Source organism: Caballeronia sp. LZ001, from assembly GCF_031450875.1.
Taxonomy (GTDB): Bacteria; Pseudomonadota; Gammaproteobacteria; order Burkholderiales; family Burkholderiaceae; genus Caballeronia.
In genome coordinates, this window is the sequence record NZ_JARTVX010000005.1 from 353,591 (window position 1) to 377,423 (window position 23,833).

Consider the following 23,833-nt stretch of genomic DNA (forward strand, 5'->3'; position numbering starts at 1 on the left):
GTTCGCTCACTTTAAACATCAATGAGTATCGACATGATCAAGCTCGTTCGCTCAAGCGCCATCGCGGCGGCAATTTTCATCGGCATTGCGCCTCTCGCATCGTTCGCGGATGCCGGTCCGCATGACGCTACCGCCGCGTCCGCCATCAAGGGTCGAGTCGCGGTCGGTCCGCAATACGATACGACCCACGTCTACGTCGCATCCGCCGATGTCGATACCTTCGTGCAGAGCTTTCTCGCGACCTTCGGCGGCAAGGCATCGCAGAAGGCGGTTTTCACCGTGACGCCCACGCCGAGCAAGACGGCTTCGCAATACGTGCAGACGCCCGTGGGCATGCTGTCCGTGTTCGGCTTCGAAACGCCCGTGCCTTATCCGTTCGGCAACGAGCGCACGGGCTATCTCGTGACCGATATCGACGACGCCGTGAAGGCCGCGCGCGCGGCGGGCGCGGACGTGATCGTCGAACCGTTCGACGACCCCATCGGCAAGGACGCGATCATCCAGTGGCCGGGCGGCCTCGTCATGCAGCTCTACTGGCACACCAAGGCGCCGAACTACGCGCCGCTGCAAAGCGTGCCCGACAACCGCGTTTATGTCTCGCGTTACGAAGCGAATAACTTCGTGCGCCGCTGGCTGCGCTTTTCTCACGGCAAGGTGGTCTCGGACAATGCGCGTGCCGATGCGGGCGTGATCGGCAAACCGGGCGAGACGTTCCGGCAGATTCGCATCGACTCGAACTTTGGGCGCATGGTCGTCTTCGTAACCGATGGCAAGCTGCCGTTTCCGTTCGGCAAGGAAACGACCGGCTATGGCGTCGATGACCTCGCCGCGACCCTGCAACGTGCGCAAGCGGCAGGCGCGAAGGTGCTGGTCCCGCCTTATGCGAGCGCAAGCTACAAGACGGCGATGGTCGAGTTCCCGGGCGGATATATCGCCGAAATCCACGATGGCCGCTGATCGTTCCAGACGCTGCCGTGCGCTGCGTTCGCTGCGTATGTTCTTGATCGGCACGGGGATCGCGGCGGCGCTGCCCGTATCCGCGGCGGATACGGCGCTCGGCAGCGCAGGCGACGATACCAACGCCAGCGCCGCGCCGGGGGCATCGTGCGCGCGGCCGGCGATCAAGTTCAATCGCTGGCAGGAAGACTGGTCCGTGCTCGGTCTGCCTTGCGTGCCGAAACGCCCGCTCGACGCGCTCAAGTACATTCCGCTGTTCGGCAATCCGGATGCGTATGTGTCGCTCGGAGCGGTGCTGCGGGAACGCGTCGAGATGAACGACGCGCCGCTCTTCGGCTTAGGCTCCGGCCGCGACGATACCTACGTGCTGCAACGTCTCGAAGTCCACGCCGATGTGCATCTCGGCCCCTATGTGCAAGTGTTCACGCAACTGGAAGACGCGCGTCCGTATGGCAAGGACAACGTGACCTCCGTCGACAAGAATCCGCTCGATCTGCGTCAGGCGTTCATTACGTTCACGCATCCGCTCGCGGGCGGGCTCGTCAAGTTTCGCGCGGGGCGGCAGGAGATGGCGTTCGACTTGCAGCGCTTCGTATCGGTGCGCGACGGCCCGAACGTGCGGCAGGCTTTCGACGGTTTCTGGGGCGACTACGAGACCGGTCCGTGGCGCTGGATCGCCTATGCAACGCAGCCGGTGCAGTATCGCTTCAACACGGATTTCGACGATGTCTCCAATCGTCATCTCACCTTCAGCGGCGCGCGCGTCGAACGTCAGGGCGTGGGGCCGGGCGATCTGTCCGCGTATTACTCGCGCTATAACCGCAGCAATGCGCGCTTTCTCGATGCCAGCGGCGACGAGCATCGCGATGTCTTCGACATGCGATACGCGGGCAATGTCTCGCATATCGACTGGGACGTGGAAGGCATGTATCAAAGCGGTCATGTCGGCGAGAAGACGATCAGCGCATGGGCCGTGGGTTCGCTCGCCGGTTACACGTTGGCGGCGGCGCCCTGGACCCCGCGTCTGGGCATTCAGATCGATGCCGCCTCGGGCGACCGTCATCCGGGCGATGGGCGCGTCGGCACGTTCAATCCGCTCTTTCCGAACGGCTATTACTTCACGCTCGCGGGCTACACGGGATACACCAACCTGATTCATATCAAGCCGTCGCTCACGCTCAAGCCCAAAAGCAAGCTCTCGCTGCTCGCGGGCGTCGGCTTGCAATGGCGTGAGACCACCGCGGACGCCGTCTATGGACAAGGCTCGGCGGTCGTGCCGGGAACAGCCGGGCGCGGCTCGCGCTGGACCGGCTTCTATACGCAAGTGCGCGCGGACTATAACGTCGCGGCGAATCTCGTGGCCTCGGTCGAGGCCGTGCATTTTCAAGTCGGCTCGTCCTTGCGCGATCTCGGCGCGAGCAATGCCGACTACGTGGGCGCCGAACTCAAGTTCGGCTGGTAAAGCATTCGATGGAGCCTGAATCATGAGCGATTCCGATCTACCGAGGCCGTTCGGGCGTGCCGCGACGCCATCCGAACTCGAAGTGCCTTTTTCCTCGCTTGAATTTCGTCAGCACCAGATGTTTCCGCGTCTTTCGGACACCGAGATCGAAAGCGTGCGGCGTTTCGCGCGACCCATGTCGTTCAAAAAAGGCGACATGATCTTCGAAACGGGCAAGGTGGCGCTCGGTCTTTTCGTGTTGCTGAAGGGGCGCGTGCGCATCTCTTCGCGCGACAGCTTCGGGCGCTCCACGCTCGTCACCGAACACGACGACGGGCATTTCATGGCCGAGATGGCGCAACTCTCGGGCAAGCCCGCGCTGATCGACGGCGTCGCGCTCACCGACGCCGAAACGCTCGTCATCGAACCCGACAAGCTGCGCGCGCTGATCGTCGCCGACGCGCAACTCGGCGAGCACATCATGCGTGCGCTGATCCTGCGGCGGCTCGGATTGATCGAGCAGGGGCTCGGGCCGATCATCGTCGGCAATGGAGACGATGCGCGGCTGATCCGTCTGCAAGGCTTCCTGCGCCGCAACGCGCACCCGGCAACCGTGGTCGATGCCCGCACCGATCCCGAAGCGGTGACGCTGCTCTCCGGCATGACGACCGGTCCGGACGACTTCCCGCTCGTCTTCTGCCCGAACGGCTACGTGTTGCGCGCCCCGGACGAGGCGCAACTCGCGTCGTGCCTGGGACTCGTGCCGGCGTTCGAGCCTTCGCATATCTACGATGTCGCTATCGTCGGCGCGGGACCGGCCGGGCTCGCGGCGTCGGTGTATGCGGCCACCGAAGGGCTTTCGGTGGCCGTGTTCGATCAGCGCGCGCCCGGCGGTCAGGCGGGCGCGAGCGCGCGGATCGAAAACTATCTCGGCTTTCCCACCGGCATCTCGGGCCAGGCGTTGGCGGCCCGCGCGTTTCAGCAGGCGCTCAAGTTCGGCGCGCACCTCGCCATTCCAGGCAAGGTGACGTGCGTCACGCCCGAGAACGACGTCTTCGTCGTCACGCTCACCGATGGCCAGCGCGTGAGCGCACGCACGATCGTGGCGGCGAGCGGCGCGGCGTATCGCAAGCCGGACGTCGAGGACTTCGACCGCTTCGAAGGGCGCGGCACGTACTACTGGGCGTCGACCATCGAGGCGCGGCTCGTCAAGGGGCAGGACATCGTGTTGATCGGCGGCGGCAATTCGGCCGGTCAGGCGATCGTCTTTCTTGCCAACTTCGCGCGCAGCGTGCGGGTGCTCGTGCGCGGCGAAAGCCTGAGCGCGAGCATGTCGCGGTATCTGATCGACCGCATTGCTTCCCTGCCGAACGTGATGCTCTGCACGCGCTGCACGTTGAGCGGCCTCGAAGGCGACGAGGCGGGCCTCACGCACGTTCGCGTCCATCATGCGGACGAGGCGCGTGACGAGGCCATCGCGACGCGGCATCTATTCCTCTTCATCGGCGCGGACCCGGAGACGCGCTGGCTCGCGGCGAGCGGCGTCGCGCTCGACAACCGCGGCTTCGTGATGACGGGATCGGGTCGCACGGAACACGGCACGCGGCTGCGCTTCGCGCTGGAGACGAGCGTGCCGGGCATCTTCGCGGTTGGCGACGTGCGCTCGGAATCGGCCAAGCGCGTGGCTTCCGCGGTCGGCGACGGCGCGGCGGTGGTCAGTCAGATTCATGCGTACCTGAGCTTGTCGGTCACCGCCGATTAATAACATTTAAGGACGATTAGCGCGTCTGCCGATTTATGCGTGGCTATGCTTCGTGAGAACCGGTGCGTGCAAGGGAAACGCTCATGTCGAAGTGGAGAAGTCTCGGATGCCTCGTGCTTTGCGTCAGCGCCTTCATGACGACGGACGCGGCATTCGCCCGCGCGCCGATGGTCGGCGCGCAAGGGCCGGGCTTTTATCGCCTGATGCTCGGGCGATTCGAAGTCACGGCGCTGTCCGACGGCACGCATCCGTTTCCCATCGATACGGTGGTGGAGGGTGTATCGAAGAAGGAAATCGCCGAGGACTTGCAGCGCGATTTCCTCGATGCGCCGGTTCAAGGCTCGATCAACGCGTTCCTCGTCAACACGGGCGCGAAGCTGATTCTGATCGACTCCGGCGCGGGCGTATTGTACGGCGCGTGCTGCGGCCGGATGATGGCGAACCTGCGGGCGGCGGGGTATCGGCCGGAAGACGTCGACGAGATTCTGCTCACGCATCTGCATAAGGATCACGTGGGCGGCGTCATCGTCGATGGCGCGATGGCGTTTCCAAACGCCGTGCTGCGCGTGAACCGGACCGAGGCGGACTACTGGCTCGATGCCGCGAACAAGCCGAAGGCGCCTGCGTTCCTCTCGACTTTCTTCGATGCCGCGAGCGCATCCGTCGCGCCTTACGTGGCGGCGGGCCGTTTCGTGCCGTTCTCGGGCGATGTCGAACTCGAACCCGGCATTCGCGCCATCGCGACGCCGGGTCATACGCCGGGACACACGACGTATCGCATCGAAAGCGGCGGCAAGACGATGCTCGCGTGGGGCGACGTGATCCACGTGGCGAGCATTCAGTTGCGCAATCCGCAGGCGTCCGTCGAGTACGACACCGATGCACCGGCCGCGCGCCGTTCGCGTCGCGCCGCGCTCGATCTCGTGGCGCGCGAGGGCGATCTCGTGGCGGCGGCGCACATCGCGTTTCCGGGTTTGGGACATGTGAGAAAGGAGGGCGCCCGCTACGAGTGGGTGCCCGTCAACTACGAAGGCGATCCGGGCCATTGACGCGCCCGGCGCCTGACCACGCGGAGATGCGCGATGCCAGAAGCCCTCGTAGCAGAACGTAGAACCCTGCCGCCGCGTGCCGCAAGAGGGGCGGAGGTGATCGCGAATCTCACGCGCGGCGCGGTCTGGACGCATGTGATCGATGCGCTGCAAGGCGGCAACGACATGGCGCATCGTGCGGCGCTGGAAGCTTTGAAGCGCATGCGCGGACGCGAGACGCAGCCGTTTGCGGACCATGCGCGCATCGAGGTGCTGGAGCGGCTGTCGTCGAGAACCATCGCGATTCTCTGGCAGGACGCGACGCGTTGCCGCTATGCGGATCAGGTCTGGGTGCGTTGCCAGGCGCGCAAGATTGGCCGTTGCGCGCTCACGGGCGCGGGGATCGTGCGTGGCGATATCGTCTACAAGCCGCAACGGCGCAGCGCTTCGTTGGGCAATGCACGCGCCATGATCTTGGCTTCCGCGTTGCCCGACTAGGTTCGACACTGCGCCGCATGTGCAAAACGCATGTGCAAAATTATTGAACGATAAGCCCGGTTTTTTCCAAACATGGGAGAAGGCGGGTGCTCTATGCTTCGGGGGCACTTTCCGGGCGCCAGAATTTGGGTGCGGCGCCGGGGCTACGTTCAAACCTTCATATGCTGGACCATTGCGCATGATTCGCATCGGACCGCTTCAGGTGGATCTCGAGCGTCGGCAATTGCTGCTCGATGACGAACCTGTTCGACTCGGAAGCCGTGCGTTCGATATTCTCGCCGTGCTCGTGGCCGCCGACGGCGCGCTCGTCTCGAAGAACGACCTGCTCGCGGCGGTATGGCCGGATACGCTCGTCGAAGAGAACAATCTGCAGGTGCACATGTCGGCGCTGCGCAAGGTGCTGGGCGCGAACCGCGTGCTGATCCAGACCGTCTCGGGACGCGGTTACCGTCTCGTCAGGACGAGGCAACCGGCCGATGCGCCCACGAGCGTCGCCAACGCCGGCGTTGCACACAACCTGCCTTCGAATACGTCTCCGCTCGTCGGACGCGATACCGCCATCGCCGATATCCTGCTCGCGCTCGAAGCGGCGCGGCATGTGACGCTGATCGGCGCGGGCGGGATCGGCAAGACGCGGCTTGCCATCGAAGCCGGACGGCGCTCGCTCGACCGCTTCCCCGACGGCGTGTATCTCGTTTCGCTTTCGCCCGCGCAAGATTTGCCAAGCGTGCTGGCGGCGTTCACCGGCACGCTCGGCATCAATCCGGCGGCGGGGTCGCGCTCGCTTGCCGTCATCGCGCAGGAATTGCGCGAGCGCCGCATGCTCGTCCTGCTCGATAACTGCGAACACGTTCTCACGCCTGCGGCGAGTCTCGCCGATGCGCTTTGCACGGTGAGCGATTCCATTCGCGTGCTGGCCACGAGCCGCGAACCGCTCAAGGTGGTGAGCGAGCATCTTTACTGGGTCGCGCCACTCAGCGTGCCCGCGCCAAGCGCCTCGGGCGTCGACATAAAGCGATGCAGCGCCGTGCAACTGTTTCTGGCTCGCGCGCGCGCCATCGACCTGCGCTTTTCGTGCGATGAACGCAGTATGGAACTCATTGGCACCGTTTGCCGGCGGCTGGACGGCATACCGCTCGCCATCGAACTGGCTGCATCGCGCGCCACCATACTCGGTGTCGAAACCCTTGCGGCGCATCTCGATGACCGCTTTCGCATGCTCACGGGCGGCAATCGCACGGCGCTGCCACGGCATCAGACCTTGCGCGCGACGCTCGACTGGAGCCACGCCTTACTCGATGACGCCGAACGCACGACCCTGCGCCGCCTCGGCATTTTCGTGGCGGACTTTTCGATGGAAGCGGCGGTCGCCATCGTCGGCGACGATGCATTGCGCGAGTTCGATGTGATCGCGGCGGTATCGGGACTCGTGGAGAAATCGCTCGTCGCGCGGCAGACGGGGAATGGCCGCGCGGCGTATCGTCTCCTGGAATCGACGCGCGCCTACGCCTTGCAAAAACTCGATGACAACGGCGAGCGGCAACGCGTATCGCTCGGTCACGCCAACCATTTCGCGAGCCTTTTGAACGACGACGCGCAGCATGGCGGCAGACATCACTCCGAAGGCTGGCAGCGGCGCATGCGCGACATGCTCGGCGACCTGCGCGCCGCGCTGACATGGACGCTTTCGCCCAAAGGCGATGCCATTTTGGCGGAAACGCTGTGCGTGAAATTCGTCTCGCTGCTGTTCGAACTTTCGCTCGTCGAGGAATGCTGCGTGTGGGCGCGGCGCTCGCTTGCCGCGCTGCAAACCGGACGCGAGGCGGAAGCTTTCTCGCATCGCTGCATGCGCGTGCGGATGCGTCTGCAGGCGGCGCTTGCTGCCGCGCTCGTCTATGTGCATGGTCCGGACAAGGAGACTCGCGCGTTGTGGTCGGAGGTGCTGGCGTTGTCGCTGGCGCTGGCGGATCGCGTCTTCGAGGCACGCGCGCTCTGGGGTATGTGGAACGCGAGCCAAAGCGCGGGCGAAGTGCGCAGCGCGTTGTCGTTCGCCCGGCGCTTCGCGGCACTCGCCGCCGATTCGCAGACCACCGACGCCGAGCCGGAATCGACCGATGTGCTGCTCGGCTACCGGCTGCTCGGCATTGCTTCCCACTATGCGGGCGAACAGGCGAAGGCGCGGGCATCGCTCGAACACTTTCTGCAGCATGCGGCGCGCTTGCAGACGCGTATGCCGCTTGGGAGATCGGTCGATCAGCGGATCGTCGGGGAGGCCACGCTTGCGCGCGTGCTCTGGCTGCAAGGCGCGCGCGACGAGGCGCGGCGGTTGGCCGAAGCGTGCGTCGTGGATGCATGCGCCGCCGAGCAGGCTATCGTGACCGCTTATGTGCTGATCGAAGCGCGCATCCCGCTGGCGTTGCTCTCGCGCGAACGGGAGGCGGCGCGGCAGGCTATCGACATGCTGCTTCGGATTTCGATGCGCACGGGTTTGAACGTTGCGCAGGCGTGCGGCGCGGCATTCGACGCGTACCTGATTTCGCTCGATGACATCACGCCCGACGTCCTTCAAGCGTTCGTCGCGGCGTTGAAGGAACTCGATACGCTCGGCTTCAACGCGCCGCGCTCCATGCTTGCCGCGCAATATGCGCGTGCGCTCGGGCAGGCGGGACGGCACGGCGAAGCCATCGACACGACCGTGCGCGCGCTCAAGCGTTGCAACGACAATGGCGACGCGTGGTATGCGAGCGAACTCTTGCGCACGCAGGGCGAACTTCTGCTGATGGGGCCGCCGGGCGAGGCCGTGTCGCTCGATGCGGAAGTCTGCTTTGCGTCCGCGCTGGAAACGGCGTCGATGCAGGGTAGCGATTCGTTCTATCTGACCGCGGCCACGAGCTACGCGCGTCACTTGCATGTGAGCGGGCGCAACGCGCAGGCGATGACGGTGCTGGAAACGGCGTGCGCGCGCTTTTCGCAATGGCGCGAGTGGGACGATTTTCGCGCGGCGTTGCGCCTTTTGAACACGCTCAAGACCGCGTGCGATTCAGCGGATTCGAGGGAAGCGCGGCGCTGAGTCATCTGCTTGCTCTGGCGCGCGAGTTGGACAAACTTGTGCGCGGCTCCGTGCCCTCTGAATACGCTAAGAACGCGTTCGATTCGGCGCATTCGATGGAAGGCGGCGTTGAGCCGATCTCACGCGAGCGCCATGCGGCGATGCGTCCGCCGCACGCCTTTCAGAACCGCATCGCCATCACGCGGCCGCGATGCGTTGATGCGCGCTTCATCGATCAGGTCCGGGCGATCGAGCTGATCGACCCACCATTGCAGCGCGCGTCCGACGCGATCGCTGCGCCACGCGAGATAGAAGTACGTGATATCTCGCATGCCGATGACTTCCTTGCTGACGAGCGTGCCGCGCCGGAGGTGTTCATCGGCGAGACATTCGGGAATGGTGCCGGCCGCGATGCCTTGCAACTGCGCGTGCAGTTTGGCTTCGAGCGACGGCACGGTGAGCACTTCCTGATTCGGCCCGATGGCGATGGTGCGCGGCGCGAGTTCACGCGAGGTATCGCCGATGGCAACGGCGCGGTGCTGCGCGACGGTATCGGCGGAAAGCGGCCCTTTTGCCGACGCGAGCGGATGATTGGGCGCGACCACGAACACATGCTTGAGCGAGCCGATTGGCTTGGCGATGAGATCGGGAATGAGCGGCGGCTCGCCTGCCGCGCCGACGACGAGATCCGCGCGGCGCGTGAGCAGCGCGTCCCACGAACCGCCGAGCACTTCCTTGGAGAGCACGAGGCGCGTGTCGAGCTTGAGACTGTAGAAGGCGCTGACGGGCTTCCACAACATGTCGAACGGAATGATTTCGTCGATGCCGAGCCGCAGTTCCGTTTCCCAGCCGTGCTGCACGCGTTTGGCTTTGCGTTCGAGATCGGCGGCGGCTTCGAGCAAACGGCGGCCTTCATCGACGACGAGGCGTCCTGCCTGCGTGAGCGTCGCGCGCCGCCCGGTGCGGTCGAAGAGCGTCACACCGAGATCGAGCTCCAGCTTCTGAACGAGATACGTCAGCGACGAGGGGACTTTGTGAAGCGCTTCCGCCGCTTTTGCGAAGGTTCCGGTGCGGTCGATGGCGTCGAGGGCTTGGAGGACTTCGAAGGAGAGGTTCATGGGGAGCGTCGGTATCGAAAGGAAAATCCCCTCAAAACGTCTCCACCCAAGGCCGAACCTCGATCTCCCAGGACCACGCACTGCGATGCTGTCGCAGCAAATCCAGATAAGTTTGCGCGATGGCATCCGGATCGAGCGTGCTGTCGGGCTTGTCCACGGGATCAGGCCGATGCTCCGCCCGCACGCCGCCATCGACGACGATATGCGCGACATGAATGCCCTTCGGCGCCAGTTCGCGCGCCGCGCTCTGCGCAAGACCGCGTAGCGCGAACTTGCCCATCGCGAAAGGCGCGGACAGCGCAAAGCCCTTGATACCCGCTGTCGCGCCCGTCAGCAGAATGGCGCCTTTGCCCGCCGGCGTCATGCGCTTCGCCGCTGCCTGCACCGCGTAGAACGCGCCCAACGCCGTGACGCCGAGCGCTTTCCCGACCTCCGCCGGATCGAGTTCCGCGATGGGACCGCGCACTCGCCCGCTCGCGTTGTACACGACGATCTCCGGCGCGCCGATGCGCGCTTCGGTTTCCGCAAAGAGCCGCTCGACCTGAGCGGGATCGGCGGCATCGACGGTCAGGGCGATGGCGCCGGTTTCATCGACGAGCGGCTTCAGCTTGTCGATGTTGCGCGCGGCAATCACGACCGGCAGACCGGCGTCGCGCAAAAGCCGGGTGAGCGATCCGCTGATGCCGGAGCCCGCTCCGATGATCAACGCGTTGCGGTAGGGCATCTCGGTCATGGTTTCTTCGCCTAAGGGAGCATGGTTCGGTTCGGCTCTGGCGTCGAGGCGCCAGAGCCATGACGAGCATCATAAATGTTGATCGCCAATCGCGCCCGCCCGCACCGAGGCATCAAGGCAAGTGATTGCCGCCTGTCACACCATAGACTTCTCCAGTCACGAAACTAGACTCTTGCGATGCAAGCAGCACGTAAATGGGCGCGAGTTCGGCGGGCTGACCGGGCCGCTTCATCGGCACTTCGGAACCGAATACCTCGATCTTGTCCTGCGGCTGGCCGCCGCTCGATTGCAACGGCGTCCACACCGGGCCCGGCGCCACCGCATTCACGCGCACGCCCTTCGATGCGACCTGTTTGGCGAGCGCATGCGTGAACGCAGTGATCGCGGCCTTCGAAGGCGCATAATCGAGCAAGGACGGGCTCGGCTGATAGCTCTGGATGGACGTCGTATTGATGATGGTCCCGCCCGGCGGCATATGCGGGAGCGCCGCCTTGCACAGCCAAAACATCGCGAAGACGTTCGTGCGGAAAGTGGCTTCGAATTGCTCCGTCGTCAGTTCGGCGATGGTTTCCACCGACGTTTGCTTGCCCGCCACGTTGACGAGAATATCCAGTCCACCCAGTCCGGCAACCGTGCGGCTGACGAGATCGCCGCAGAAGGTTTCGCTGCCGATGTCGCCTGGCAGCGCCACGGCCTTCACGCCTGCCGCCTGCACGAGTTCAAGCACTTCGCGCGCGTCCGGCTCCTCGGACGGCAAATAATTGAGGACGAGGTCCGCGCCCTCACGCGCGAAGGCAATCGCCACGGCGCGGCCAATACCGCTGTCGGCGCCCGTGATCAGTGCGCGACGGCCCTTGAGACGGCCGAACCCGTGATAGCTTTCCTCGCCGTGATCGGGACGCGGCTTCATGTCCCGAGCGAGGCCGGGCGCGGACTGCGGCTGGCGCGCGAAGTCGGGACCGGGGTACTGCTTGAGCGGGTCCTGCATCGTGTACTGGTTCTTCGTTGCGGTCATCGTTTCGTTCCTTACTTGCAAAAAGGGATGAGTGTTCGCGGCGTCATTTCAGGGCGCTTATTCTGGATTTAGCGTACGCGACGGTTACGGCTCGGCTCTGCAATGGCCATGCCTAGCGACAGCGGTAGTCGCTCGCAGCCCGATCCACAGTCTTCCGATGCATGTGAAACGCACCGCGGCCGTGCGCTTGCGCACAGTCGTCGGAGAGAAAGTCCGTCCCGGCACGCCGCCTGCTTGTCGTAACTCAAATGCTGCAACGGAGAGAGCCATGAGATTCGCATTTCTTCAGAACGTGGACTTCGAACGCGTGTCCTTCGACATGGGTCGCCAGTTTTCCCAGTTTCTGAAGGGAAAAGGTCTGGTCGATGAGGAAAGCGCTGCCCAAAGGAACATCGATTCCGCCGACGTATTCGGCGCGGTCGACGACAGCTTTTCCGAAGCGGTCAACTTTCGCTTCAATGTGCGTGGCGTGGAACACCGCGGAGCCGTCACGCACGACGCCTTGCGCGATCGTCACGGCGTGCCAGGTGTATCCGAGCCCGAACTCGCTCTGTTCATCAGGCATGCGCCGGCAATTGGCCGGGCGGCGATGATCAAGCAGGCGCGCAGCCGATCCGGCTTCGTCGTGCTGGAAAGTGGCGATCTATGACAAGACCTCGTTGGTCGGACTGGTATAGCGGCAATAAGCGTTGTTGAGGGTAATCACAATTGCCGGGGCTTCGACTTTAGGTAGCGCGTCGGCGCCGGTTCGTAGCCAATCATGGAGAAGACATGGAAGATCATAAGGAACAGGACCGCATTCGCCGCCGCGCCTATGAACTATGGGAGCGAGAAGGCAGCCCCGATGGACGTGCCGAAGAATTCTGGGAGCAGGCACGCACTCAACTGGAAGCCGAGGACCCGGATAGCTCCACGAGCGAAGAACCTGCCACGGCCAGCGCCACGCAAGGCAAATAACGTCTCTTCGCAGCCAAGGCATCCGATGCGTCACGCGGCGCATCGGAGTTCGATTGACTAGAATACGGGCGCATCGCGTACTCTCAATCGAATCACACAGACTCCATGCTCGCAGCGCTAGCCACCTTGCTCGTCTTCCAGTGTCTGGGCGAAGGCGTCTCCTATTTGTTCAGCATTCCCGTTCCTGGCCCTGTCGTCGGCATGCTCATGCTGCTCGGCTTTCTCGCGATACGTCCGCAGGCAGCCAACGCGCTCGAACCCACCGCGCTCGAAATACTCCGTCATCTTTCGCTACTGTTCGTGCCTGCAGGCGTCGGCATCATGGTGTCGGCGAAAGCGCTGAGTGGCGACCTCGTCGCGGTCGTCGTGGCCATCGCGGTTAGCACGACGCTGGCAATTGCGGTCACCGCGCTCGTCATGCGCGCGATGCTGCGCCGACAGCGCCGCCTCTCCAACAATACGAAAGGCGCCGCATGACCGCGATCCCACGCCTCGGAGGTATTTGGGTCTATCTGGCGGCCACGCCGCTGCTCGGGCTCACGATCACGCTGCTCGCTTACCTCATTGCGCAGCGCATCTACGCAGCCTTCAAATTCAATCCGCTGGCAAACCCGGTGTTGATCGCGGTGGCGATCGTCGTCGTCGTGCTAAAGACCAGCAACACGCCGTACGACACGTACTTCGATGGCGCGCAGTTCGTGCATTTTCTGCTCGGACCCGCGACCGTCGCGCTCGCGTTGCCGCTTTACCGGCAGCTCGCGAATCTGCGGCGGCTCGCATTGCCGATCATCGTAAGCCTTGCGGCGGGCTCGTTGACGGCGATCGTCTCGGCGGTGTCGGTGGGCGCGCTCATGGGCGCATCGCGCCAGACGGTGGCATCGCTTGCGCCGAAGTCGGCTACGACGCCTATCGCCATGGCGGTTGCCAAACAGGTCGGCGGTGTGCCGTCGCTCACGGCGGTGCTGGTGATATCGACGGGCGTCTTCGGTGCGGTTGCCGCGCGGGGCATCCTCAACCTTCTCCGTGTGAACGAAGTCGAAGCGCGCGGGTTTGCGCTCGGCGTGGCGTCGCACGGCATCGGAACGGCGCGCGCGTTTCAGGTGAGCGAGGAGATGGGCGCGTTTGCCGGGCTTGGAATGGGGCTGAACGGTGTGTTCACGGCGTTCGTCGTGCCGGTGTTGTTGCCGATGCTGGCGCGGTTTGTTTGATGCGGTATCGACGGACTAAGGCCCGGTTCTGACCGCATGACCCGGCGCCGCAATCGCGCGCTGTGCGAAGTCTATGAACGCATGCACCTTTCGCGAGTGACGCCGGTTAGGCAGGTAAGTCGCATAGACGAACGCGTCGCCGCCTTCCGGCGTGACCTGCGCGCCGTCGAACAAGGCAGTCAACGATCCGTCGCGTACCGACGCCCCGATGAGCCATTGCGGCAGCAGAGCGATGCCCAGCCCGCCGAGCGCCGCGCCCGCGAGCATGTCGAGATTGTTCGTCAACAATTGACCGCCGACATCGACGGATTCGCTTCTGTCAGGGTAGCGGAATACCCACTTCTGCCGGTTGCCGGGCTTATACGCAAACCGCAGACAGTCGTGTGCAACGAGTTCCGAAGCTGCGTGTGGATGGCCTCGCCTCTGCAAGTACGCCGGACTTGCCACGACGCATCGCGCACTGTGGCCGAGCCGCTTCACGATGAGACGAGGGTCGGCGGTCGGCACGCCAACGCGCAAGGCCAGATCGATCTTCTCGCTGACCAGATCCATGTGACTGTCAGACACGACCAGTTCCAGATTCACGCGCGGATGCTGCCGTAGAAACGTCGCGATATGCGGGGCGATATGCAGCCGGCTATAAGTTGCCGATACGCTCACGCGCAGCGAGCCCATAGGATCGATACCGGTGTCGATGACGCTATCGTCGGCGCCCGCCAGATCGGCCAGCACCTGGCGCACTTGCTCGACGTAGGTCACACCGGCGTCGGTGAGCGTGACGCTGCGCGTCGTGCGTGTCAGAAGCGACGTGCCGAGCGACGCTTCGAGTCCGTCCATCAGTCGCATGACGGAAGACGTCGTCTTGCCGAGTTCATGCGCGGCTGCCGTGAAGCCGCCGGATTCCGCTACCGCCAGCAAGGTTCTCAATGCCAACAGCTTGTCCATGTGCTCTCTATGAGTTCGACGCCGCGACCTTCGAGCGTCGCTGACAGTGTACTCATCCAGAAAGAGGAGGGCAGACTCGGTGCATCGAATGATCGCGTTCAGAACTTGTGACGAATGCCGAGCGTCACCACGAGCTGACGCTTGCTGCTCGACGGTCCGTAGCCGAGCACGGTGGCGTGCGTGGCATCGCCCGCAGCTTGCTGGGCGAAGGCGAGCATGGCGATATCCGTGCGCTTCGAAAGAATGTAATCGACCGTGACGTTCAGTTCGTGCCACATCGGCGACTGGTCGGGATTGTCGTATTTTCCGCGCGTGAAAACGTAGGCGGTGCCGATCAGCAAGTCGGGCCGAATGTTGTAGTTAACGCTCACGTTGAAGTTTTTCAGATTCAGGTGACTCTGGTCGAGATAGCTGTAATCCACGTTCGTGAACATTGCGCCTAAGCGAAGCGGGCCTGCTACATAGAAGCCGCCGGTGCCGAGAATTCTTTGTTTGCTGGCATAGGCCTTCGAAGGCAACGCGCTGTGCGTGAATAGCAGGTACGTGGGCGAGTAATCGTTGTCGACGGCGCCCGTTTGGTTGGTGTTGCTGTAGGGCGAGTCGTACTCCGCATACGCAACGTTCCAGTTGAAGGGACCGTGGTCGTATCGGAGGCCGAGGCTGAAGGCACGATTGTCCGCAAAGCTGCCGGATGAGTTGCTGAAGCCATACAAGGCAGTGGCCTTGATACCGTGGAAGTCCGGGCTCGCATACTTCAACGAATTTTGGATGCGAATATTGTTGAAGGTGTTGTCGCTATCGCCAATACTCCCGAGCCAGCTCCATGCCGTATTGGGTCCCAGATAGTCGACGACGGCATCGTACTGACGGCCAGCGGTAAGCGTACCCCACGCGTCGCTCGAAAGGCCGACAAAAGCCTGTCTGCCGAACTCGCGGCCGTTGTTGCTCAATGCGCCGTTCAACGCATTGAAGCCGTTTTCTAGCGTGAATACTGCCTTCAGGCCCGAGCCGAGATCTTCGATCCCGCGCAGTCCCCAGCGCGGGCTCTGATTTTGTCCGGTGATGGCCTGATACGTATGATGACCGGATTGATTCGGCGAATAAGCGACGCCCACCGATATCAACCCGTACAACGTAACGCTGCTTTGCGCATGCGCAATCGGGACTTGCAGGCCAGTCAAAAGTCCTGCAGCAACAGCGAGGTGCTTGAACTTCACGTGATACTCCATGATTTTGGCGCGACAAACGGGCTCGTCATGGTCGCGACGATCGATATCGGCAATACGAAATGGGTCGATGCGGTTGTCCCACCCGTCACGGTGAGACGGACGTGGGCGTCGGGCTAAAGGCCGGTCACTGCCTTTGCGCCGTTTGCGATGTCGGGAAGCTCAAAGCTGCACGGACGCGCGGCGGATCTCCCGTTCTCCGTCGCTCGTTCTCACGCCGAGCGCATAGAGTCCCGAGGTCTTGCCGTTGTAACGAATCTCGAACGGGAAATCGGAAGGTCGTGCAATCTCGCCGAGCCACTTGGCCAGCGCGCTTTCGTCTTCGCCGATCTCGATCCAGTCGAGACCTTCGCCGCGTACGCTTCCAGTTCCCGGTTCCACGGGCAGACTCGCGGTATGCGGAGCGTTACCGGGCTTGAAGTACAAATTTGGCTTGCCAATAGGCCACGCTGTCATCGCGCTGGGCGTTTGCAGCGCAAAGCCGCGATTGCCGTTCATCATCTGGCGCCCGGCATCCTTGCCGGTCGTGCTTTCATCGATCACTGTTCCGTGATGCCGGGCGAACGCTTTCAGTTCATCGAGCGAATCGGTCCGCAGGCACCATCCGACGAAACAGTCGCCATTTCGTGTTTGTTGCTCGAAAAACCTTGGCAGAGGTTGATCGCGCTGGAGAACGGTGTGATCGACGATTCCTTCCACTTCGATATAGATATCCGGCGCGAGCGGTACGACTTTATGGCCGATGCCGTAGAGTGGAAAGAAGCCGCCGTCGTAGTTGCCTAAGCCGGTTTCACGGCTGAGCCGGAACGTGGCTTCATAGACGTTGAGCGCTGCAAGGCAGACATGGTCGAAGTGGATCATTGCGTCATTCCTGATGAAGTAATACGTACTCGTTATGTGACTGCTCAATCGGTCGAGGTCAGTCCGAAGTTCTCTTGCCGGTGCGCGTCGCCAGCGGTGCCGTCGTAACGTGGCAGCAAGAGGAAAGTGAAGGCGGCGCCAGCGGCCAGCGCGGCGCACAGCACGAGCGCCGGTTGATAGCTGCCGAGACGATCCGCGAGCCAGCCGATACCAAGCGGGCCCACACCGGCCGCGATGCACAGCGAGCCGTACTGCCATGCATAAGCGCGTGGAAACATGCGCAACCCGAAGTAGCGAGTGCACATATAAGCGACCAAATCGATCTCTCCGCCGAATGCCCAGCCGACCGTGAAGGCATAGAGCGGTGCAAAGGCGAGGCCGCCCAGTTTGAGCGACAGGACGCCGCCCATCCCGACGAGGCAGGAGAACGCCATGAGGCGCGGCGCATGCACGTGGTCGGAGAGCCAACCGACGATCAGGCGCACGCAGATCGTGCCCACGCCGATCAGGCTCATATACTTCGCCGCCGAGGTCGGTGTCGCACCGAGTTCACGAAGCATCGGCGCCATGTGCTGCGCGCTGCCTGCAACGAATAGCGTCGACAACGTGAAGGCCACGAACATGAGCCAAAAAGTCCGGCTTCGCTTGACCGCGGCAAACTCCTTCGCCAGCGCTTTCGGATCGGCGACTTCGGGATTGTTTGAAGCGTTCGAGATGTCTTGCTGATTGTCCCGAAGGATCAGGAGCGAGACGGGTGCACCAATAGCCGCGATCACCGCGAGCATCAGATAACCGGCATGCCAGCCGGATCGGGCGATCGTCATGGCGATGATCGGCGGCAAAATGGCTCCGCACAGTCCCAGCCCGACTTGTGTCAGACCCAGCGCGAATCCGCGACTGCGGTCGAACCAGCCGCTGATTACCCGTGTGAACGTGAGGCCGCTCGTGCCGCCGCCGAAGAATCCGGCCAGGCCCACGAGCACGATATACGCGATGGGCGTGGAGATGAACGCCGCCATCCCTGCGAAGCACGCAGCCAGAGCGAGGGCGCTGCCTGCTGCGGTGCGGGCGGCGCCGAAACGCGAAAGCAGCCGTCCCCACATTTGCAGGCCAATGGCGAGTCCGAGCGTGAATGCCAGATAGCCCGCGCCGTATTGCGTCTTCGTCAGGCCGACCGCACTTTGCAGGTCTTTGGCGAACAGGCCGAGATTGTAGGAGCCCAGGCCGATTACGCCAATTCCAAGGCCGACGGTCGAGCCGATCAACTGCGCCCATCCGCGTCTGAATTCGCCTGGTGTGTTCGTTGAAACATTCATGGAAGCAATCGCCAATTATCGGTTGATCAATAGAAGTTCGGCACGACGCGTAAATGTGCGCAGCGTTGAGCGTTCAGCAAGGCAGACAGCTCAAGATGGAACAGAACTCACGATTCCACTTGAACCAGAGGACACCGGTGTATCTCCACTTGTTATGTAGCTTATTGATGCCAAAAAAATTGATAAACGGGGCTTCAAGGCAACGCAGCATTGCATTCGCTGCCATGCAGAGAGGGGGAAGCGGCGCCGAAGCGGGCCCGCCAACGCCGGCAGAATATGGACGTGAAGAGAAAAGACGGAGTCGCGGCGGCAACTCAAGCATCGCCCACTCACCCATTTTTTGAAAAACTGTTCCGAAACGCACGGCAGCGTCGCCGACTATACGAAGGTCTATAAAAATCCACCTCAGTCGTGATCCGGCAATCCCCACGGATAGCTTTTTACGCAGCGCCATCCGGCCTATCCTCCTCTACACGACGACCGCTGCGGCAGGGCGGTTCACCCACATTGGAGGAAACAAGCCGGCCATGACCACCTCGCTTTCTCACGCGGCACCCATCGTTCAGATTGGCATGAGCGCGCCGGACTTCACCTTGCAGGCCACGCCGGATCAGAAAATCTCGCTCTCCGAATTGCGCGGCACGCCGGTAGTCATCGCGTTTTATCCGGCGGACTGGAGTCCAGTTTGCGGCGATGAACTCGGTCTCTTCAACGCCGCGCTATCGTCGATCCATCGGCTGCGTGCGCAGCTCGTCGGCATCTCCGTGGATAGCGCGTGGTCGCACGCGGCGTTCGCATCGCAACGCAAGCTGCACTTTCCGCTGCTCGCCGACTTCGAGCCGAAAGGCGAAGTGGCGCGACGCTACGGCGTGTATCGCGTGGCCGAAGGCGTCGCCGAGCGCGCGTTGTTCGTGCTCGATGCCAACGGCGTGGTGCGCTGGGCCTACGTTTCTCCGATCACCGTGAATCCGGGCGTCGATGGAATTCTCGACGCGCTCGAGCAATTGAACTCATCCACGAAACAGGACGCGCAATGAGCCATCTTTCTCCGCCGGTCGGCCCGCTCGATCACATTCAGGGCGACGCCGAAGCACCCGTGACGCTCGTCGAATACGGCGATTTCGAATGCCCCTATTGCGGCGCCGAGTACGGCGTAATCAAGGCCGTGCAGGCGGCCATGGGCGCGCAATTGCGGTTCGTCTTCCGGCATTTTCCGTTGACCGACATGCACGCGCATGCGCTTCATGCGGCCGAGTTCGCGGAAGCCGCGGCGAGCATCGGCAAGTTCTGGGAAGCGCACGATGTGTTGTATGAGCACCAGGCGTCGCTTGGCGATCGCGCGCTCGCGCAATACGCGGCGCAACTCGGCGTGCCCGCGCACGCGCTTTCGAATGCGTTCGATGGCGCCTTCGACGCGCGCATCCAGCAAGACTTCGATGGCGGCTTGCGAAGCGGCGTGAATGGCACGCCGACGTTGTTCATCAACGGGCATCGCTATGACGGCGAGCGCGATGCGGCGAGCTTGCTCGAAGCGTTGCGGGCGGTGCTCGATCGCGTGCAATAACCGAAGCACGAGCGCCTCAAGTCTCCAGGGGGCGCTGCCTCGCGTGAGTTCTCGTCAGTCAGCGGCATGTGTTCCAACCCGCTGCATTCGTGCGCGGCGGCTAGTCCAACCGCCGCCGCAGCTCGTCGCCCGCTAGCGGCATGTCACGCAGCCTCTTCCCCGTGGCGTCGAAGAGGGCGTTACCGAGCGCGCCCGCGGTTGGTCCCATCGACGCTTCCGCTGCACCGAGAAACGGCGCGCCCGGTCTATCGATCAGATGCACGTTGACCGCGCGGGGCACGGCGGAAAATCGCAGGATCGGGTAACTGCTCCAGTCGAAGCTGCGGATGCGCTTCGTATCGAACTGCAATTCCTCGTACAGCGTCCAGCTCGCCGACTGCAGCACGCCGCCCTCGATCTGATTGCGAATACCGTCGGGATTCACGATCTGCCCGGAATCCACCGCGACCTCGGCATGTTCCAGCACCACCTGACCGGTTTCGGGAACCACGGACACCTCGACCGCTATCGCCACATAAGCCATCAGATTCTTGTATTTGGCGAATGCGAAGCCGACGCCGTGATTGCGCTTGCGCGGCGCACGCGGCCAGCCGAACTTCTCCGCCGCAAGCGCGATGACATCGCGGGCGCGCGGGTCGTGCATATGCTTCAGCCGGAACGCGACGGGGTCCGCGTTCGCGGCCGCCGCCAGTTCGTCCATGAACATCTCGATGGTGAACACGTTCATATGCGCGCCGAGCGAACGCATGGCTGACGTATGCAGCGGCATCGTCGGCGAGAAGTTGTTCATCACGTGAAGATTGGGGAACGTGTAGAGCGGAATGGCGTTGCGGTCGCCGCCGCCTTCAGGCTGCACCATCGGCGTCGAAGGCGCGGGCGCGAACGGATGTTCCAGCATCTGCGCCGGAATCAACCGGCCCGCGTTCACGATCCGCTCGTTATGCGAGCTGCTCCAAAGCGCATAATTCCAGTCGACGATATTCCCGCCAGCGTCGAGCGACGCGCTCACTTCAGTGACCATCGCGGGCGTGTAGTGGTCCCACGTGTGCTCCTGTTCGCGCATCCATTGCACGCGCACGGGCTGGCCTTCCAGTTCCCGTGCGATGAGCGCGGCGTGCGCGGCGACATCGTCCGCGCCGTTGTGACCGTAGCAGCCCGATCCTTCGACATGGATGCAACGTACCTTTTCCTTCGGCATGGACAGCATCTCGGCGAGGCCGTCGCGTAACGGATACACGCCTTGCGAATGCGTCCATACAGTCATCGCGCCGTGCTCGAACATAGCGACGGCGCAGGATGGTCCGATCGAGCCGTGCATCATGTAGCGGCGCGTGTAGCGAGCGTCGAGCGTCTTTGCAGGCGCGCCGGCCGCGCCGTGTGTATCGGCGATCTCGATATGCTGCGTCGAGACCGTCTTCAAATCGCGATGCACGGTGGCCGGATCAGGTAACGCACGCCCCGCGCTCCACTGGCTTCCCGCAGCGAGCGCGCGTTGCGCCTGCACCGCTTGCCATTCGCCTTTGGCCACCACGGCAAGCATGCTGCCGTTTCTGATGACCTTGATGACGCCCGGCATCTTCATGATGGCGGGCGTGTCGGTTTCCATGAGCCGCGCCTCGTACACGGGCGGCATCACCACGCGGGCGTGGACCATGCCGGGCATCGTCATGTCCTGAACATAGCTCACGCCGCCCGTGACCTTGCGCGGAATATCCACGCGCGGCAACGACGTGCCGATCATGTCGAAGCTCGCGGGATTCTTGAGCGGCGAGACCGCCGACGCCACGCGATGCAGATCGATCATGCCGACCGCTTCGCCGTACGTCATGCTTCGTCCGTCTGGCGCTTCGATGACCGCATCGTGCGTGCGGAGCACATTGCTGGCGACGCCGAAATGACGAGCGGCCGCATCGACGAGAAGCCCGCGCACTTGTGCCGATGCGTTCAGGAACGCGCTGCCGCTGTCGGCAACGGTGTGACTGCCCGCGGTGAGGCCTTCGTCCGGCGAGGCGCCCGTATCGGCGGTGAGGAAGTCGATGAGCGCGGGCGCCATGTCCAATTCCTCGGCGGCGATCTGCAGGAGCGCGGTTCGCACGCCCGTGCCTAGCTCGACCTTGCCGGTGTAGACGGTGACCTTGCCCGTACGTTCGATCTTGATCCACGAATCGAGATACGGATTGGTCTTGAGGCTGCCCGCCAAGGCCTGCGTCGCCCGGCCGATGTGCACTTCGGCGCCTTCGTCGGCAATCACTTCCTGAGCCATGGCGCTCACGCCGGGAAGCATGCTGAAGCTCACGACGAGCGCGCCGGACATGAGAAAGCGCCGTCGTTTCTCGTCGAACCTGTCTTCCGCGACGCTCATTGCGCGCCTCCGTTCGGTGCGCTCAGATGCGCGACTTCGCGGATCGCGGCGAGAATCCGCATGTGCGTGCCGCACCGGCAAAGGTTCGGCTCCATGTGTTCGAGCAGTTCGCTCTCGGTCGGATGCGGATTGCGGTCGATGAGCGCCTGCGCGCGCATGATCATGCCGGCGATGCAGTAGCCGCACTGCGCGGCCTGATGATCGATGAACGCTTTTTGCAGCGCGCCGGGATGCTGGATCGTGCCGAGACTCTCGATGGTCCGCACGGGCCGCTTGCCGATGGCCGCGACAGGAATCAGGCATGAGAACACGGCTTCGCCATCCACGATCACGGTGCAAGCGCCGCATTGCCCGAGGCCGCAGCCGAACTTCGCGCCATGTAGTTGCAGGTTCTCGCGCAGGGCATAGAGCAGCGGTGTCGAAGGATCGATGTCGAGCGCGTGCTGCGCGCCGTTGACGGTGAGGTTGATCATCGCGCGTGATTCTCCTTTCTGATGCTGGCCGCCATGGAGTCGATGCCGGTCCACGGATCGCGTTGCGAGTACGTCGCCCGAATGTAGGACGCGAGATCGGCGATCTGCCGGTCGTCGTAGATCTGGCCGAAGCCGGGCATGTAGTTCGTGCTGTCTTCGCCATGCCAGCCGTTGCCGCTCAACATCATCTGGATTGCGTTGCGCGGCGTCGCGGCATTGGCGGCGCTGCTGAACGCGAGCGTGGGGCGCTCGCCGATAGACTGCATCGGCGCGGCCGGGCCGTGGCATTGCGCGCACGATGCGGCGAAGAGCGTCGCGCCACGTCGTATCGCGGGCGATGTGTCTTCCGGCGCGACGCTATCGGCGATGGCGGGCCGTGCTTTCTGTATCGACATGAGATACGCGGCGATTGCCTGCACGTCTTCTTCGGGCACGGTTGCGAGATCGCGCGTGACGGGCAGCATGGGGCCGGCGGCCGCGCCGTGTTCGCTCGCGCGACCGGTACGCAGATACGTCACGAGTTGCTCGCGCGTCCACGGCTTCGGCGCTGCATACAGTGCGTTGAGCGCGGGCGCTTCCCAGCCGTCGACGATGCCGCCATCGAACGCATGCCCGGCCTTTTCTCCGCCAATCGGATTGAGCGGCGAATGACATGATGCACAGTGACCGAGGCCATCCACGAGCAGCTTGCCGCGATTCCATTCGGCATCTTTGGATGCATCCGGGTGCTCCGGGCCCGGCCGCAAGAAGAGCACGTTCCAGAAGGCGAGCAAGGGCCGGAAGTTCAACGGAAAGATGAGCCGATTGGCGGGCGCGCTTGCTTTCACGGGTTCGCGCGTCATCAGGTAGGCATAGGCTGCCGCGATATCGCTGTCAGGCATACGCGTGAAGTGGATATACGGAAACGCGGGATACAGCAAGTGCCCGTCGCGCGCGATTCCATGGCGCAACGCGCGCGTGAAGGCTTCGAGCGACCAGTCGCCGATGCCTGTCGCAACGTCCGGCGTGATGTTGGTCGCGTAGATCGTGCCGAAGGGCGTGGCGAGCGGCAGGCCGCCCGCGAACGGCTTGCCGCCCTTGGCCGTGTGACACACGATGCAGTCGCCCAACGCGACGACGCGCGCGCCCGCGAGCCGCGTGTTTGCGTCGAACGACGCCGGCGCGGGTGGCGTGACCGGTGCGATGGCCGGTTGCCACATCAGCCATGCGGCGATCATCAGCGCGGCGGCGACCACCACGCTTACGCCCGCCAGCAATCGGGACTTGCGAGTCATTCACGCACCTTTGGAAGTGGTCATGCAACTACCGGTCAAAGTATCG

22 protein-coding genes are annotated in these 23,833 nt (G+C 63.4%); 12 read left to right on the forward strand and 10 right to left on the reverse strand.

From position 1 onward, the window contains the following. Positions 1-33: 33 nt before the first annotated feature. The 6 genes from P9292_RS38135 to P9292_RS38160 all read left to right on the forward strand — a co-directional run bounded on the left by P9292_RS38135 (position 34) and on the right by P9292_RS38160 (position 8,756). A complete protein-coding gene (locus P9292_RS38135; protein WP_309964727.1) occupies positions 34-957 on the forward strand; it encodes a glyoxalase in 924 nt (307 codons plus the stop codon). Then, positions 881-2,419, forward strand: a complete 1,539-nt coding sequence (locus P9292_RS38140) for an alginate export family protein (RefSeq protein ID WP_409015492.1) — start codon at positions 881-883, stop codon at positions 2,417-2,419. Before P9292_RS38135 ends, P9292_RS38140 begins: the two co-directional genes overlap by 77 nt. A 22-nt stretch (positions 2,420-2,441) precedes the next feature. Further along, complete coding sequence (locus P9292_RS38145; protein WP_244831214.1) at positions 2,442-4,160, forward strand: FAD-dependent oxidoreductase; 1,719 nt, start codon at positions 2,442-2,444, stop codon at positions 4,158-4,160. A gap of 83 nt (positions 4,161-4,243) precedes the next feature. Next, entirely contained in the window at positions 4,244-5,209 is a 966-nt protein-coding gene (locus P9292_RS38150) for an MBL fold metallo-hydrolase (protein WP_409015494.1), read from the forward strand. A gap of 33 nt (positions 5,210-5,242) precedes the next feature. Then, positions 5,243-5,686 carry a DUF3331 domain-containing protein gene (locus tag P9292_RS38155; protein ID WP_244831215.1) on the forward strand — a complete coding sequence of 148 codons (444 nt, stop codon included), beginning with the start codon at positions 5,243-5,245 and terminating at the stop codon, positions 5,684-5,686. 178 nt (positions 5,687-5,864) lie between these two features. Then, positions 5,865-8,756 carry a winged helix-turn-helix domain-containing protein gene (locus tag P9292_RS38160; protein WP_309964729.1) on the forward strand — a complete coding sequence of 964 codons (2,892 nt, stop codon included), beginning with the start codon at positions 5,865-5,867 and terminating at the stop codon, positions 8,754-8,756. 119 nt (positions 8,757-8,875) lie between these two features. Here the strand turns inward: P9292_RS38160 and P9292_RS38165 are convergent, their stop codons facing one another. The 3 genes from P9292_RS38165 to P9292_RS38175 form a co-directional block, all read right to left on the reverse strand. Further along, positions 8,876-9,853, reverse strand: a complete 978-nt coding sequence (locus tag P9292_RS38165) for a LysR family transcriptional regulator (RefSeq protein ID WP_309964732.1) — start codon at positions 9,851-9,853, stop codon at positions 8,876-8,878. 31 nt (positions 9,854-9,884) lie between these two features. Beyond that, positions 9,885-10,586 carry an SDR family NAD(P)-dependent oxidoreductase gene (locus P9292_RS38170; protein WP_250467899.1) on the reverse strand — a complete coding sequence of 234 codons (702 nt, stop codon included), beginning with the start codon at positions 10,584-10,586 and terminating at the stop codon, positions 9,885-9,887. 112 nt (positions 10,587-10,698) lie between these two features. Beyond that, the gene (locus tag P9292_RS38175) at positions 10,699-11,601 is read right to left on the reverse strand and encodes an SDR family oxidoreductase (protein ID WP_309964735.1); all 903 of its coding nucleotides are present in this window, start codon (positions 11,599-11,601) and stop codon (positions 10,699-10,701) included. A 307-nt stretch (positions 11,602-11,908) separates the two neighbouring features. On the opposite strand from P9292_RS38175, the gene P9292_RS38180 reads away from it, so the two are divergent. The 4 genes from P9292_RS38180 to P9292_RS38195 all read left to right on the forward strand — a co-directional run bounded on the left by P9292_RS38180 (position 11,909) and on the right by P9292_RS38195 (position 13,766). After that, a complete protein-coding gene (locus tag P9292_RS38180) occupies positions 11,909-12,250 on the forward strand; it encodes a hypothetical protein (protein ID WP_244831220.1) in 342 nt (113 codons plus the stop codon). A 122-nt stretch (positions 12,251-12,372) separates the two neighbouring features. Beyond that, positions 12,373-12,558: a DUF2934 domain-containing protein gene (locus P9292_RS38185; protein WP_244831221.1), complete on the forward strand. Its 186-nt coding sequence runs from the start codon at positions 12,373-12,375 to the stop codon at positions 12,556-12,558. Between the two features lie 105 nt (positions 12,559-12,663). Then, complete coding sequence (locus tag P9292_RS38190; RefSeq protein ID WP_309964737.1) at positions 12,664-13,035, forward strand: CidA/LrgA family protein; 372 nt, start codon at positions 12,664-12,666, stop codon at positions 13,033-13,035. After that, positions 13,032-13,766 (forward strand): LrgB family protein, encoded by a 735-nt coding sequence (locus P9292_RS38195; RefSeq protein WP_244831223.1) that lies wholly within the window; start codon positions 13,032-13,034, stop codon positions 13,764-13,766. Before P9292_RS38190 ends, P9292_RS38195 begins: the two co-directional genes overlap by 4 nt. A gap of 15 nt (positions 13,767-13,781) precedes the next feature. On the opposite strand, the gene P9292_RS38200 is transcribed toward P9292_RS38195, so the two are convergent. The 4 genes from P9292_RS38200 to P9292_RS38215 form a co-directional block, all read right to left on the reverse strand. Beyond that, positions 13,782-14,711 (reverse strand): LysR substrate-binding domain-containing protein, encoded by a 930-nt coding sequence (locus P9292_RS38200; RefSeq protein WP_309964738.1) that lies wholly within the window; start codon positions 14,709-14,711, stop codon positions 13,782-13,784. 98 nt (positions 14,712-14,809) lie between these two features. Beyond that, positions 14,810-15,928 (reverse strand): porin, encoded by a 1,119-nt coding sequence (locus tag P9292_RS38205; protein WP_309964740.1) that lies wholly within the window; start codon positions 15,926-15,928, stop codon positions 14,810-14,812. 171 nt (positions 15,929-16,099) lie between these two features. After that, positions 16,100-16,798, reverse strand: a complete 699-nt coding sequence (locus P9292_RS38210) for a VOC family protein (RefSeq protein ID WP_250527203.1) — start codon at positions 16,796-16,798, stop codon at positions 16,100-16,102. Between the two features lie 44 nt (positions 16,799-16,842). Beyond that, positions 16,843-18,114 (reverse strand): MFS transporter, encoded by a 1,272-nt coding sequence (locus tag P9292_RS38215; RefSeq protein WP_309964742.1) that lies wholly within the window; start codon positions 18,112-18,114, stop codon positions 16,843-16,845. Positions 18,115-18,641: 527 nt separating this feature from the next. Between P9292_RS38215 and P9292_RS38220 the strand changes: the two genes are divergently transcribed. Continuing rightward, a complete protein-coding gene (locus tag P9292_RS38220; protein ID WP_309964745.1) occupies positions 18,642-19,151 on the forward strand; it encodes a redoxin domain-containing protein in 510 nt (169 codons plus the stop codon). Next, a complete protein-coding gene (locus tag P9292_RS38225; RefSeq protein WP_244831229.1) occupies positions 19,148-19,678 on the forward strand; it encodes a DsbA family protein in 531 nt (176 codons plus the stop codon). Before P9292_RS38220 ends, P9292_RS38225 begins: the two co-directional genes overlap by 4 nt. A gap of 100 nt (positions 19,679-19,778) precedes the next feature. On the opposite strand, the gene P9292_RS38230 is transcribed toward P9292_RS38225, so the two are convergent. Genes P9292_RS38230 through P9292_RS38240 form a run of 3 tightly spaced genes read right to left on the reverse strand, consistent with a single transcriptional unit; the run spans position 19,779 to position 23,787 of the window. Further along, positions 19,779-22,040, reverse strand: a complete 2,262-nt coding sequence (locus P9292_RS38230; protein ID WP_309964747.1) for a molybdopterin cofactor-binding domain-containing protein — start codon at positions 22,038-22,040, stop codon at positions 19,779-19,781. Beyond that, positions 22,037-22,513 carry a (2Fe-2S)-binding protein gene (locus P9292_RS38235; protein ID WP_244831231.1) on the reverse strand — a complete coding sequence of 159 codons (477 nt, stop codon included), beginning with the start codon at positions 22,511-22,513 and terminating at the stop codon, positions 22,037-22,039. The genes P9292_RS38230 and P9292_RS38235 overlap by 4 nt, the downstream gene beginning before the upstream one ends. Next, on the reverse strand, positions 22,510-23,787 hold the full coding sequence (locus tag P9292_RS38240; RefSeq protein WP_309964749.1) for a c-type cytochrome: 1,278 nt from the start codon (positions 23,785-23,787) through the stop codon (positions 22,510-22,512). Before P9292_RS38240 ends, P9292_RS38235 begins: the two co-directional genes overlap by 4 nt. Between the last annotated feature and the right edge of the window lie 46 nt (positions 23,788-23,833).

Coding starts and splice junctions, on each gene's coding strand:
- P9292_RS38195 (WP_244831223.1), top strand. CDS start 13,032: ATGACCGCGATCCCACGCCTCGGAGGTATTTGGGTCTATCTGGCGGCC.
- P9292_RS38220 (WP_309964745.1), top strand. CDS start 18,642: ATGACCACCTCGCTTTCTCACGCGGCACCCATCGTTCAGATTGGCATG.
- P9292_RS38215 (WP_309964742.1), bottom strand. CDS start 18,114: ATGAATGTTTCAACGAACACACCAGGCGAATTCAGACGCGGATGGGCG.
- P9292_RS38235 (WP_244831231.1), bottom strand. CDS start 22,513: ATGATCAACCTCACCGTCAACGGCGCGCAGCACGCGCTCGACATCGAT.
- P9292_RS38225 (WP_244831229.1), top strand. CDS start 19,148: ATGAGCCATCTTTCTCCGCCGGTCGGCCCGCTCGATCACATTCAGGGC.
- P9292_RS38210 (WP_250527203.1), bottom strand. CDS start 16,798: ATGATCCACTTCGACCATGTCTGCCTTGCAGCGCTCAACGTCTATGAA.
- P9292_RS38140 (WP_409015492.1), top strand. CDS start 881: ATGCGAGCGCAAGCTACAAGACGGCGATGGTCGAGTTCCCGGGCGGAT.
- P9292_RS38190 (WP_309964737.1), top strand. CDS start 12,664: ATGCTCGCAGCGCTAGCCACCTTGCTCGTCTTCCAGTGTCTGGGCGAA.
- P9292_RS38135 (WP_309964727.1), top strand. CDS start 34: ATGATCAAGCTCGTTCGCTCAAGCGCCATCGCGGCGGCAATTTTCATC.
- P9292_RS38200 (WP_309964738.1), bottom strand. CDS start 14,711: ATGGACAAGCTGTTGGCATTGAGAACCTTGCTGGCGGTAGCGGAATCC.
- P9292_RS38240 (WP_309964749.1), bottom strand. CDS start 23,787: ATGACTCGCAAGTCCCGATTGCTGGCGGGCGTAAGCGTGGTGGTCGCC.
- P9292_RS38170 (WP_250467899.1), bottom strand. CDS start 10,586: ATGACCGAGATGCCCTACCGCAACGCGTTGATCATCGGAGCGGGCTCC.
- P9292_RS38145 (WP_244831214.1), top strand. CDS start 2,442: ATGAGCGATTCCGATCTACCGAGGCCGTTCGGGCGTGCCGCGACGCCA.
- P9292_RS38175 (WP_309964735.1), bottom strand. CDS start 11,601: ATGACCGCAACGAAGAACCAGTACACGATGCAGGACCCGCTCAAGCAG.
- P9292_RS38165 (WP_309964732.1), bottom strand. CDS start 9,853: ATGAACCTCTCCTTCGAAGTCCTCCAAGCCCTCGACGCCATCGACCGC.
- P9292_RS38150 (WP_409015494.1), top strand. CDS start 4,244: ATGTCGAAGTGGAGAAGTCTCGGATGCCTCGTGCTTTGCGTCAGCGCC.
- P9292_RS38230 (WP_309964747.1), bottom strand. CDS start 22,040: ATGAGCGTCGCGGAAGACAGGTTCGACGAGAAACGACGGCGCTTTCTC.
- P9292_RS38185 (WP_244831221.1), top strand. CDS start 12,373: ATGGAAGATCATAAGGAACAGGACCGCATTCGCCGCCGCGCCTATGAA.
- P9292_RS38160 (WP_309964729.1), top strand. CDS start 5,865: ATGATTCGCATCGGACCGCTTCAGGTGGATCTCGAGCGTCGGCAATTG.
- P9292_RS38155 (WP_244831215.1), top strand. CDS start 5,243: ATGCCAGAAGCCCTCGTAGCAGAACGTAGAACCCTGCCGCCGCGTGCC.